At 73.4% G+C, this 11,394-nt stretch carries 11 protein-coding genes and 1 tRNA gene; 3 read left to right on the forward strand and 9 right to left on the reverse strand.

All coding sequences use genetic code 11. The features are described from left to right. Positions 1–141 precede the first annotated feature (141 nt). The gene (locus tag AR3_RS27390) at positions 142–369 is read left to right on the forward strand and encodes a DUF4287 domain-containing protein (protein WP_067918299.1); all 228 of its coding nucleotides are present in this window, start codon (positions 142–144) and stop codon (positions 367–369) included. A gap of 342 nt (positions 370–711) precedes the next feature. Here the strand turns inward: AR3_RS27390 and AR3_RS27395 are convergent, their stop codons facing one another. The 5 genes from AR3_RS27395 to AR3_RS27415 form a co-directional block, all read right to left on the reverse strand. Further along, complete coding sequence (locus AR3_RS27395) at positions 712–1,524, reverse strand: Bax inhibitor-1/YccA family protein (RefSeq protein WP_067918301.1); 813 nt, start codon at positions 1,522–1,524, stop codon at positions 712–714. Positions 1,525–1,811: 287 nt separating this feature from the next. After that, positions 1,812–1,884 (reverse strand) — tRNA-Leu (locus AR3_RS27400). A gap of 202 nt (positions 1,885–2,086) precedes the next feature. Further along, positions 2,087–3,361 carry a class I SAM-dependent methyltransferase gene (locus AR3_RS27405; RefSeq protein WP_227022948.1) on the reverse strand — a complete coding sequence of 425 codons (1,275 nt, stop codon included), beginning with the start codon at positions 3,359–3,361 and terminating at the stop codon, positions 2,087–2,089. A 97-nt stretch (positions 3,362–3,458) separates the two neighbouring features. Further along, on the reverse strand, positions 3,459–4,820 hold the full coding sequence (locus AR3_RS27410) for an NAD(P)/FAD-dependent oxidoreductase (protein ID WP_067918303.1): 1,362 nt from the start codon (positions 4,818–4,820) through the stop codon (positions 3,459–3,461). Positions 4,821–5,036: 216 nt separating this feature from the next. After that, positions 5,037–5,885, reverse strand: a complete 849-nt coding sequence (locus AR3_RS27415; RefSeq protein WP_067918305.1) for a uracil-DNA glycosylase — start codon at positions 5,883–5,885, stop codon at positions 5,037–5,039. Positions 5,886–6,008: 123 nt separating this feature from the next. Between AR3_RS27415 and AR3_RS31620 the strand changes: the two genes are divergently transcribed. Then, positions 6,009–6,764, forward strand: a complete 756-nt coding sequence (locus AR3_RS31620) for a DUF2510 domain-containing protein (protein WP_067918307.1) — start codon at positions 6,009–6,011, stop codon at positions 6,762–6,764. A 62-nt stretch (positions 6,765–6,826) separates the two neighbouring features. Here AR3_RS31620 and AR3_RS27425 read toward each other — a convergent pair whose 3' ends face one another. The 4 genes from AR3_RS27425 to eno are packed head-to-tail and all read right to left on the reverse strand — an operon-like array spanning position 6,827 to position 10,198. Next, positions 6,827–7,783, reverse strand: coding sequence for a Ppx/GppA phosphatase family protein (locus AR3_RS27425; protein WP_067918309.1), 957 nt, complete (start codon positions 7,781–7,783; stop codon positions 6,827–6,829). Continuing rightward, complete coding sequence (locus AR3_RS27430; RefSeq protein ID WP_083952134.1) at positions 7,780–8,415, reverse strand: DUF501 domain-containing protein; 636 nt, start codon at positions 8,413–8,415, stop codon at positions 7,780–7,782. The genes AR3_RS27425 and AR3_RS27430 overlap by 4 nt, the downstream gene beginning before the upstream one ends. A gap of 47 nt (positions 8,416–8,462) precedes the next feature. Then, positions 8,463–8,894, reverse strand: coding sequence for an FtsB family cell division protein (locus AR3_RS27435; protein WP_227022947.1), 432 nt, complete (start codon positions 8,892–8,894; stop codon positions 8,463–8,465). A gap of 20 nt (positions 8,895–8,914) precedes the next feature. Continuing rightward, positions 8,915–10,198: a phosphopyruvate hydratase gene (eno, locus tag AR3_RS27440; protein WP_067918317.1), complete on the reverse strand. Its 1,284-nt coding sequence runs from the start codon at positions 10,196–10,198 to the stop codon at positions 8,915–8,917. Positions 10,199–10,360: 162 nt separating this feature from the next. Between eno and AR3_RS27445 the strand changes: the two genes are divergently transcribed. Then, the coding region (locus tag AR3_RS27445; RefSeq protein WP_067918312.1) for an ABC transporter substrate-binding protein at positions 10,361–11,394 on the forward strand (1,034 nt) is incomplete at its 3' end.

Genomic DNA, 11,394 nt, shown 5'->3' on the forward strand with positions numbered 1-11,394 from the left:
GAGCCTCGCGGCGGGCGCCGCGCGCCGTCGCGTTACAAATGATCTACGTTACGCAGAAGATAGGTCCCTGTTAGGGGGTTGTCACTTTCGTCGGCGTGTTGCACAGTCCAAGGAAGAGCCCCGCCGACCTGGAGGTGCCAATTGTCCCTGAACCACTCGCCGGAGACGCACAGCAAGCTGATCGCCCGCATCCCCCAGGTCACAGGACGTGACCTCCCCGAGTGGTTCACCACCATCGAGAACGGCCCGGCGTTCCTGCGCCGCGAGGAGCGCTGCAACTGGCTGGTCGAGGAGCACGGCATCTCCCACGGGTACGCCGCCGCCCTCGTCCGCGAGCACGAACGCGTCCGCCGCGCCCGGCACTACTGACCGGGCGTTTCGCGCGTTCGGCGAGGGTCCGCGCGCCACGTCCGAACAGCATGGCCCGCGGTCCCGCCCGCCACCGCGGACCGGTCTCCACCGGACGGCGCCGGGAGGCGCGCTGATCGGCGTTCACCCGGCGCTCACCCGGTGGCGTGCGCGGCGGCCCGCCGAACGCCGACGGTCCGACGTGACGGGACGGGCCCGCCCGAGGTACGCCCCCGCACGCCGTGGCGCCGCGCGCCGCGGCCCGCCGGCGCAGAGCCCGTCCCGTGACAGGTCCGCCCCCGCACCGGCCTCGCACCGGTACGGGGGCGGATCGTCGTTCTCGGGGTTCTCGCGTGAAGCGGCTCAGTCCCTGCCGGAGAAGTAGGAGATGAACCGCAGCAGCTCCAGGTAGATCCACACCAGGCTGAGCACCAGCCCGAACGCGCAGTACCAGGCGAACTTCTCCGGCGCCCCGGCCCGCACGCCCTGCTCGATGGAGTCGAAGTCGAGCAGGAGGAACAGGCAGCCGAGCAGGATGGCCGCCACGCTGAAGACGTAGGCCAGCGGGTTGCCCGGGTCGCGGATGCCGATGCCGTCCTCGACGCCGAACAGCTGGACGACCAGATTGATCAGCATCAGGCCGACCAGCGCGAAGCCCGCCCCGATGACGTACTTGGTGAACTTGGGCGTGACGCGGATGATGCGCAGCGAGTGGACGGCGAGCATCGCCCCGAACGCCAGCGCCGTGCCGACCACCGCCTGGAACACCACGCCGTGGTAGAGGTCGTTGTAGGCGTGGCTGATGATGCCGACCGCGACGCCGTACACCGCGGCGAACGCCAGCACCAGCGGGGCGTTGGCCTTCTGCCCGAAGGTGATGAACGCCCAGATGCCCAGCTCGGCGATGACCGCGACGGCCAGCACCGGCAGGGCCAGTTCGGTGGGCACCAGCGTCCAGGACAGCGCCGCGGCGACCACCAGCGTCACCAGCGAGAGGAAGCCTCGGACGACGACGTCGTCGATCGTCATGGGCCGGACGGCCGGCGGCGCTGGCGGCACGTACGAGGGCGCGTTGTACATCTCGTGCAGCTGCTGGGGCGTCGGCGCGCCGTAACCGTACCCTCCCGCCTGCCGCCCGAAGGCATTGCCCCGGAAGGCGGGGTTCCTGCTTTCCATCGGTGCCTCCACAGTGGCTGACCTCTCCGATCAGTCTAGACGCGGGAGGCGTTCCCGGTGTTCCCCGAAGATATGTCAGCTTGATATCAGTCGCGCGTCCTTCGGCCGCGGACGCCGGGCGCGCTCGGCGCATCGACCGCGGACTTCTTCTCGATCATCGACGGCGCATGGGCCATGCCGGACACGACGACGCCGCACCGCGGACACGGTGCGGCGTCGTCGTTCCCGGACGGTCGCCGCGGGCGGCGGCGAGGGCGCCCGACGCCCGCCCGGCGCGCCCCGACTCGTGCCCCCGGTCGGATTCGAACCGACACAAAAGCTCTTTTAGGGAGCCTGCCTCTGCCATTGGGCTACAGGGGCGGCGTCATCATACCCAGGTTCTTCGAACACTCTGCGGGCGAATTTTTCAACCAGACCGACGATTGTCGCAAATCGGGCGACGGACGTTTTACAGCGAATCGGGCCGTTCCGGCGACCGGCACGAACCGGCTGGTCAGCGGGATGATCTGCGACCGGTGGCGGTCGTGCGGTCGCCGGACGCGAGATCGGGAAAAGACACGGCTCAGCCGCTCATGACCGCTCGTCCCTCCACCAGGGTAACGCCGGCGCGTCCGTCGCGGTCACGGCGAATGGCGCAGATTTCGTGGACGCCGATGCGCCCGCTCTCGCAGGCCAGGGCGGACGCGGCCAGGTAGAGCAGCCACACCCGGACCCGGCCGGGGCCGGCCAGCTCGGCGCACTCGTCCCAGCGGCGCTGCAGGTTCGCCGCCCAGGCCCGCAGCGTGCGCGCGTGGTGCTCGCGCAGCGCGCCGACGGAGCGCACCTCCAGGCCCACCTCCTCCAGCGCGCTCACCAGCTCGGCCAGGGGCCGCAGCTCGCCGTCCTCGGGGAACATGTAGCTGGTGGTGAAGGTGCGGCGGACGCGGTGGCGGCCGGGACGGCGCACCGGCTGCTGGATCACCAGCCGGCCTCCCGGGGCCAGCAGGTCGTACAGCCGGGGGAAGACCCGGTCGAGGGTCTCCAGACCGGCCAGGCCCACGATGGCGTCGTAGGGGCCGTCGCCCGCGCCGGTGAGGTCGGCGTCGCGCAGGCCGACCTCCACCAGCTCGGCGACGCCCGTCTCCTCGGCGCGTTCGCGGACGTGGTCGACCTGGGCTCGGGAACGTGCCAAAGCGACCACCCGGGCGCCGTGCGCGGACGCGGCCGGGAGCGCGAACGCGCCCCACCCGCAGTTGAGGTCGAGCACGCGCGCCCCGGGGAACAGCCCGAGCCGCTCGATGACCGAGTCGAGCGCGGCGCGCTGGGCGTCCTGCAGGTCGACGGCGTCGTCCCACAGCCCGGTGCCGTGCGCCATGGTGGGGCCGAGCAGGCGGGAGAAGAACGCGGCGGACTCGCGCAGCGGCCCGTCCACGTCGCCGCGGCCCGCGGTGGGGAACTCCTCCGGCGGCGGCTTGGGCTCGGGGCCGACCGCGCCGAGCGTGACGGCGGTGCGCACGATCTCGCGCTTGTCGTCGCTGCTCAGCCGGATCGGCTCGTCGCCGCTGCGCATGACGCGCTGCACCGCGCCGAGCGCGGCGAACACGTCGCCCTCGATGTCCAGTTCACCGGCGACGTACGCGCGGACCAGGCCCATCTCGCCGGGCTTCCACAGCAGCCGGCGCAGCGCCCTGCGGTGTCGGATGACGAAGGTGGGCGCCCCCGCGGGCCCGATGGCGCTGCCGTCCCAGGCCCGGACCCGGATCGGCAGATCGTCGGCGGCCTGCCCGTCCTCGTCCGCCCCCAGCATGATGCGGGTCAGCAGCGGGGCGAGCCGGGCGGCGACCCCGTCGTTCCTCACCTCGATTCACCGCGCATACCGGGCGCGCCTCCTCTCACGGTGTCGCGTGGCCGGTGCGCCGCGGCCGGTCCGCCCCCCACAGCTCGGCGGGCCGCGCTCACCGGTCGAGCTGCCGTCGACCGGCCGCCAGTTCGAACTCCTTGCGCGGAGCCTGCAGCGCACCGAGCGAGACGATCTCTCTCTGGAAGAACGCCGCGAGCGTCCAGTCGCCGGTGATCCGTATCTTACGGTTCAGCGTGGGCATCCGGGACAGGTGGTAGGTCCGGTGCAGGAACCACGCAGGAGCGCCCGTGAGCTGGATGCCGTAGACGTTCGCCACGCCCTTGCGCAGCCCCAGGCTCGCCACCGAGCCCACGTACTTGTGGACGTACGGCTTGCGCGGCAGGCCGCGCAGGTCGGCGATGATGTTGTCGGCCAGGCGCTTGGCCTGCCGGACCGCGTGCTGGGCGTTCGGGGCGGTGTAGGCGCCCGGCGAGGTCAGGTCGGGGACGGCGGCGTTGTCGCCCGCGGCGTAGACGTGCGGGACGCCCTCGACGGTCAGCTCCGCGGTGGCCTTGAGCCGCCCCTTGTCGTCGATCGGCAGGTCGCTCTCCCGCACCACCGGATGCGGCTTGACGCCCGCCGTCCACACCAGCGTGCCGGCGTCGAACGCGTCGCCGTCGCTGAGCACGATGCGGTGGTCCTCGGCGGACTTCAGCAGCGTGTTCAGCCGGACCTCGATGCCGCGGGCGCGCAGCGCCGCCACGGTCCAGCGGCCCATCTCCGCGCCGACCTCGGGCAGGATGCGGTCGGTGGCCTCGACGAGGATCCAGCGCATCTCGCGGGCGTCCAGCCCCGGATACCAGCGGCAGGCGTCGCGGGCCATGTCCTCCAGCTCGCCCAGCGCCTCCACGCCGGCGAAGCCGCCGCCGACGAACACGAAGGTCAACGCGCGCTGCCGGGCCCGCGGGTCGCGGACCGACGCGGCGATGTCCAACTGGCGCAGCACGTGGTTGCGCAGGTAGATGGCCTCTTCGACGGTCTTGAAGCCGATGCCGCACTCGGCCAGCCCGGGGATCGGCAGGGTGCGCGAGACCGACCCGACGGCCACCACCAGGTAGTCGTACGGCACGTCCACCAGGCCGTCGGGGACGGCGTCCGCCCCGGCCGGGCACACCGACACGCACCGCCGGGCATGGGAGATCCGGGTCACGTGGCCGGTGACGACGCGGCACCGCCGGAGGATCTTGCGCAGCGGCGCGACGACGTGGCGCGGTTCCAGGTTCCCGGCCGCGGCCTCCGGGAGGAACGGCTGGTAGGTCATGTAGGACTGCGGGTTGATCACCGTGATGACGATCTCCCGCCGGGTGAGCGGCCCTTTGAGCCGGCGTTGCAGGCGGAGGGCGGTGTACGTGCCGACGTAGCCGCCGCCGACGATCACGATGCGCGTGGCGCCGTCCGGGATGGACTGAGCAGACATACGGCAGCGGTACCCCCGATTGCGTCCGGATCACGCCGAGCCGCCTCCGATTGCGGCGACTCGCCCGAACCCGCGGCCCCGTCCCGGCATCTACAGGGATGTACCGCACGGAACGGCGGAGGCGGCACCGGGCAGAGTCCAACGGGGGCGGCTCTGCCCGGTGCCCGCGCCGTCCGGGCCGCGGCGGCGGTCACCGCCCCGCCCGAGGGCGGCCCCTCACAGCCCGGCCAGCGCCTTGGCCTCGGTGAACACCGCGTCCAGCATCTCTTCGGTCAATCGGCCCGTGAACGTGTTCTGCTGGCTGGGGTGGTAGCAGCCCAGCAGCGTCACCGCGGGCCCCGCGCCCGCGGGCGGAACGAGCTCGACCCGCGCGCCGTGCCCGAACGGCGGGCGCGGACGCGGCAGCCCGTACCCGGCCTGCTTGAGCGCGGGCCACACGCCCTGCCAGGCGTACCCGCCCAGCGCGACGACGCAGCGGACGCTGCGCGCGACCTCGGCGACCTCGCGCGCCAGCCACGGCAGGCAGGCGGCCCGCTCGGCGGAGGTGGGCTTATTGCCGGGCGGGGCGCAGCGCACGGTGGCGGCCACCCGCGCGCCCAGCAGCCGCTGGCCGTCCCCCGCGCGCACGCTGGTGGGCCGGGCCGCCAGGCCGACCCGGTGCAGCGACGCGAACAGCCAGTCGCCGGAGCGGTCGCCGGTGAAGATCCGTCCGGTGCGGTTGCCGCCGTGCGCGGCCGGGGCCAGCCCGACGATCAGCAGGCGCGGCTCGGGGTCGCCCCAGCCGGGCACCGGCCGCCCCCAGTAGCGCTGGTCGGCGAACGCCCGGCGCCGCTCGACCGCGACGCGCTCCCGCCATTCGACGAGCCGGTCGCAGGCCCGGCACACCGATTGGCGGGCGCACAGCTCGGCCAGGTCGGCCGCCTTGTCCGCCAGCTCGGCGACCTCCTGCGCGGTGTGCGCCACGGGCGTGTCGGGGGTCGCGGGGTCCTCCGGCCACCCCGTGCCGGGCGGAACGAACCGGGCCCGGGCGGACGAACCTGCGTTCGGGGCGTGCGGGCTGGTCATGTCCCGATCCTGCCACGCGGGGCACGCCGTTCAGGCATCGTGCGCTGACCTGCTTCTCGGTACGATTCGACTCGCCGGTCGGGGAGGCGGTGTCCGGCACGGCATGAGACGCGGAGGCATGCCTTGTCGCAACCAGGCTGGTACCCCGACCCCTACGGCACCGCAAGTCTGCGCTGGTGGGACGGCCAGAACTGGACCCGCCACGTCAACCCGCAGCCGCCCGGGGGCCCGCCGGAGGATCCGCCGCACCAGGCCCCGCCGCCCGGGCAGGACTCCGGCGGCGCCGCCCCGGCGGCGCGCTCCCAGCCGCTGGACGTGGTCGTGGACGGCGTCGCGCTGCACGCCGACGACGACGTGGTCTCCTACGGCGCCTCCGTGCTGGCGTGGTCGCTGGTGGAGTGGGTGGCCTACTGGGCGGTCACCGTGCCGGGCGACCCGCACGTCGCCGTGTCGGCGCACGGCCCCGTCGCCACCTTCGTCTTCCAGGCGGGCCGGTACCCCTTCCACGGCGGGCCGCGGGTGCAGGTGGTGCTCGACTCCGCCCGCCTGCCGGGCGGCGAGGCGGAGGCGGTCTGGACGCGGCTGACCGAGCTGTGCCGCGAGCGCGCCGAGCGGCGCCTGGTCGCCGAGCTCGCCGGACGGGTGCGCGCCGGCCACCCGGTGGACGTCGCCGAAGGACTGACCGTGCATCCGGGCGGGGTGCACGGCCTTCGTGTGTCGCTGCCCTGGTCGGCGATCGGCGGCGCCGTGGTGGACGACACCCGCGTGTGGATCGAGCCGTCCGACGGCGGCGCGCCCCTGCTGTACGTGCCCCGGCAGAACCCCAACGCCGTGCTGATCCCCGAGCTGCTCGCCGCCGTCCGGCCCGTCGGGCGCTAGGCGCGCCGGCCGGCGGGGCCGGGGGCGTCGCGCGGCGCCGACCGCCTGACGGCCGCGGCCCGCTAGGCGAGCGACCAGGCGATGCCGTCGAGGATGTCGTGCTCGCTGACCACCACGGCGCCGAACCCGTACTCGCGCATGATCCGGTCCAGGATGAGCGCGCCCGCGCCGATCACGTCGACGCGGCCGGGGTGCATGACGCCGATCGCGGCGCGTTCGGCGCGGGTGGCGTGCAGCAGGTCGCGGGTCACCTCGTGCACCTGCGCGGCGGTGATGCGGGACCGGTGGATGCGGGCCGAGTCGTATTCGCTCAGGCCGAGCGCGATGCCCGCGACCGTGGTGACCGAGCCCGCCAGCCCCACCAGCGTGCGCGCCTCGTCCACCGGCACGGTGCGGCGCACCTCGTGCAGCGCGGCGTCGATGTCGGCGGCCGCCGCGCTGATCTGCTCGGGCGAGGGCGGGTCGCCGTCGCGCAGGTGCCGCTCGGTCATCCGGACGCAGCCGATGTCGACCGACCGGGCCGCCTGCACCGTCGAGCCGCCGAGCACGAACTCGGTGGAGCCGCCGCCGATGTCGACCACCAGGTAGGGACGGGCCGGACGCAGCTCCGCCAGCTCGCGGGTGGCGCCGACGAACGACAGCTCGGCCTCCTCCTCGCCGCTGATGACCTCCGGGACCACGCCGAAGATGTCCACGACGCCCTTGGTGAACTCGTCCCGGTTGGCGGCGTCGCGGGTGGCGCTGGTGGCCACCACCCGCACCTTGACGGACCCCTCCCCCGACTCGGCGCCGTGCCGCTCGATGAGCTCGGCGTAGCCGCGCATCGCCGCGAACGTGCGCTCCAGCGCCTCGGGCGCCAGGCGGCCGGTGCGGTCGACGCCCTCGCCGAGCCGCACGATCTCCATGCGGCGCTCCACGTCGGTCAGGGTGCCCTCGCCGGACGGCCCGTCGGGCACGACGTCGGCGATCAGGAGGCGGACGGAGTTGGTCCCGCAGTCGATGGCGGCGACGCGTGTCACTGTTCCCTGCCTTCCCTGTCGTCCTGCTCCCGGTCGTCCTGCTCCCGGTCGTCCCGCGCGGTGTCCTGCGCCGAGGGCCGCTCTTCGGCGTCGCGCGGGGCGTCGCGGCGGTCGGCGGGCGGCTCGCAGGCCACGCAGGGGCCCTTGCGCCACCACTCGGGCAGCGCGTCCAGGGCCTCGCGGCCGAACGGGTTGACGCCGGGCACGGCCAGCTCGTGCGCGACCAGCGCGTGCAGGCACTTGACCCGTTCGGGCATCCCGCCCGCGCTCTGGGTGCCGGGCGGCAGCGGCTCGACGCCCTCCTCGCGCGCCGCCTCGTCGCGGCGCCGCAGGTAGTCGTCGTGGGCGGCGGCGTACGCGGCGCGCAGAGCGGGATCGTCGGCCAGCCGCCCCTGCATCGCGCGCATGATCCCGCTGCCCTCCAGCGTGCCGACGGCCGAGGCCGCCTTCGGACAGGTCAGGTAGAACAGCGTGGGGAACGGCGTGCCGTCCGGCAGCCGCGGCGCCGTCTCGATCACGGCGGGCAGCCCGCAGGGGCAGCGGTAGGCCACGCGGCGCAGGCCGCGCGGCTCGCGCCGCAGCTGGGCCGCGACGGCGGCCCGGTCCCGTTCGTCGATCGTCTTCTCCCCCACCGTGTCTCCCCGCCGCGGATCCGGCCCGCCGCGCCCTCGGCCCTGGATCAGCGCGGGCGGTCGGCCTGCTCGACCGACCGCCAGAGCGTCACGTACCACGGCTCCTTGCGCGCGGGGCCGGCGGGCTTGGCCTGCTCTCGTTCGGCGCCGCCGCCGTCCAGGACGATGAAGCAGCGCTCCCCCGGCATGCAGTAGTGGAGGCGCCGCTTGGCCTCCCGCTCAATGTACGACTTGTCGCCGAGCTGCCGCTTGCGCCGCTCCAGCTCGGCCACCTCGCGGCGCGCGACCCGCTCCTGCTGCCGGAGCTCGGCGATCTCCTGGCGCTGCGCCACGTACTCGCGCACGGGGTAGGCGAGGCTGAGCGCGATGGCGCACATGACGACCGCCAGGATGGCGGCACGGCCCGTCAGCGCCGTGCCGCCCCTGCGGCCGGGGCGCGCGCGCTCCTCGCCGCCCTCGTCGTCCCGCCGGCGGGCCACCGCAGCCTCCCCGTCCGCGCTCAGCCCTCCCAGGAGAACCGCGGGAACGCGGCGGCGCCGGCGTAGCGGGCGGCGTCGTCGAGCAGTTCCTCGATGCGCAGCAGCTGGTTGTACTTGGCGACGCGGTCGCTGCGGGCGGGCGCGCCGGTCTTGATCTGGCCGCAGTTGGTCGCCACGGCCAGGTCGGCGATGGTGGTGTCCTCGGTCTCGCCGGAGCGGTGGCTCATCATGCAGCGGTAGCCGTTGGTCTGGGCGAGCGACACCGCGTCGAGCGTCTCGGTGAGCGTGCCGATCTGGTTGACCTTGACCAGCAGCGCGTTGGCGACGCCGCCGTCGATGCCGCGGGCGAGCCGCTCGGGGTTGGTGACGAACAGGTCGTCGCCGACGAGCTGGACCTTGTCGCCGACGGCGTCGGTCAGCGCCTTCCAGCCGTCCCAGTCCTCCTCGCTCAGCGGGTCCTCGATGGACACCAGCGGGTAGGACGCCAGCAGCTCGCGGTAGTACTCGGCCATCTCGTCGGCCGACTTCTTGCCGCCCTCGAAGGCGTACACGCCGTCGGAGAAGAACTCGGTGGCGGCCACGTCGAGGGCCAGCGCGATGTCGCGGCCGGGGGTGAACCCGGCGCGGCGGATCGCCTCCATGATCAGGTCGAGGGCCTCGCGGTTGCTGGGGAGCTCGGGGGCGAAGCCGCCCTCGTCGCCCAGGCCGGTGGCCAGGCCCTTGCCCTTCAGCACGGCCTTGAGCGCGTGGTAGGTCTCCGAACCCCAGCGCAGCGCCTCGGCGAAGGTGGCCGCGCCGATCGGCGCGATCATGAACTCCTGGACGTCGACGTTGGTGTCGGCGTGCGCGCCGCCGTTGAGGATGTTCATCATCGGCACCGGCAGCAGGTGCGCGTTCGGCCCGCCGACGTACCGGAACAGCGGCAGACCCGCGGACTCGGCGGCGGCCTTGGCCACCGCCAGGCTCACCCCGAGGATCGCGTTGGCGCCGAGCTTGGACTTGCCGGGCGTGCCGTCAAGGTCGATCAGCAGCTGGTCGATGAGCCGCTGGTCGGCGGCGGGGATGCCGACGAGCTTCTCGTCGATGGTCTCGTTGACGGCCTTCACCGCGTTCTGCACGCCCTTGCCGCCGTAGCGGTCACCCCCGTCGCGCAGCTCGACGGCCTCGAACTGGCCGGTGGACGCGCCGCTCGGCACGGCTGCGCGCGCCTCGGTCCCGTCGGCGAGCAGCACCTCGACCTCGACGGTCGGGTTGCCGCGGGAGTCCAGGATCTCCCTGGCGAGGACGGCCTCGATCGACGACACGGGCATCTCCCTGATCTACGGTGCGGTCGACTTGCCCCCTGAGCCTATCGATGCCCTCAGTCGCTCAGCCAACGGACACGGAGGGTCCCGGACTTGACGAAGGTATTACCTACCTTATCTACTGTTCACGTCAAACCCACTGATTTAGTAGGGATCTTGGGCATGCGTCGCACACTCCGATCGTCCGGCCGGCGGCTCCCCCGTCGACTCGCGGCGGCGGCCCTGGCCGTCCTGCTCGGCGCCGGGACGCTCGGCGCCTGCGGCGGCGACGACGAGGGCGGCGGCTCCGGCGGCGCCGCGGCGCCGCTGCGGCTGGGCTACTTCCCGAACATCACCCACGCCACCGCCCTGGTCGGCGTCCAGCGCGGCATCTTCGCCAAGCACCTGGGCACCGCGCCGCGCGTCTCGACGTTCAACGCCGGCCCGTCCGCGGTGGAGGCGCTGTTCTCCGGCGCGGTCGACGCCACGTTCATCGGGCCGAACCCGACCATCAACGCCTGGGCCCGGTCGCACGGCAAGGCCGTCAAGGTCATCTCGGGCGCGGCGTCGGGCGGGGCCTCGCTGGTGGTCAAGCCGGAGATCACGTCCGTTCAGGACCTGCGCGGCAAGACGATCGCCACGCCGCAGCTCGGCAACACCCAGGACGTGGCGGCGCGCCACTGGCTCAAGCAGAACGGGCTGACCGCCAACAAGGACGGCAGCGGCGACGTCAAGATCGTCCCGCAGGAGAACGCGCAGACCCTGCAGACCTTCGCCCAGGGCACCGTCGACGGGGCCTGGGTGCCCGAGCCGTTCGCGTCCCGCCTGATCCTGGAGCACAAGGGCAAGCGGCTGCTCAACGAGGCGTCGCTGTGGCCCGGCGGCAAGTTCGTGGTGACCAACCTGATCGTCCGGCAGGACTACGCCAAGGAGCACCCGGACCAGGTCAAGAAGCTGCTGCAGGGCGTGGTCGAGGCCACCGACTTCATCAACGCCAACCCGGACGAGGCCAAGAAGTCGGTGAACGAGCAGCTCACCAAGCTCAGCGGCAAGCCGCTCAAGCAGGAGATCCTGGACGCCGCCTTCAAGGAGATCACCTTCACCACCGATCCGGTCGCCTCGTCGCTCGCGCAGGGCGCCGAGCACGCCGAGGAGGTCGGTCTGCTGGAGCCGGTGGACCTGGACGGCCTCTACGACCTCGGGCCGCTCAACGAGGT

It is taken from the genome of Actinomadura rubrobrunea NBRC 15275 (assembly GCF_001552235.1).
In the GTDB taxonomy this organism is placed as follows: domain Bacteria; phylum Actinomycetota; class Actinomycetes; order Streptosporangiales; family Streptosporangiaceae; genus Spirillospora; species Spirillospora viridilutea.

Excerpts from the sequence above, each read along its gene's own strand:
- AR3_RS27395 (WP_067918301.1), bottom strand. The coding sequence starts at position 1,524 with ATGGAAAGCAGGAACCCCGCCTTCCGGGGCAATGCCTTCGGGCGGCAG.
- AR3_RS27410 (WP_067918303.1), bottom strand. The coding sequence starts at position 4,820 with ATGTCTGCTCAGTCCATCCCGGACGGCGCCACGCGCATCGTGATCGTC.
- AR3_RS27415 (WP_067918305.1), bottom strand. The coding sequence starts at position 5,885 with ATGACCAGCCCGCACGCCCCGAACGCAGGTTCGTCCGCCCGGGCCCGG.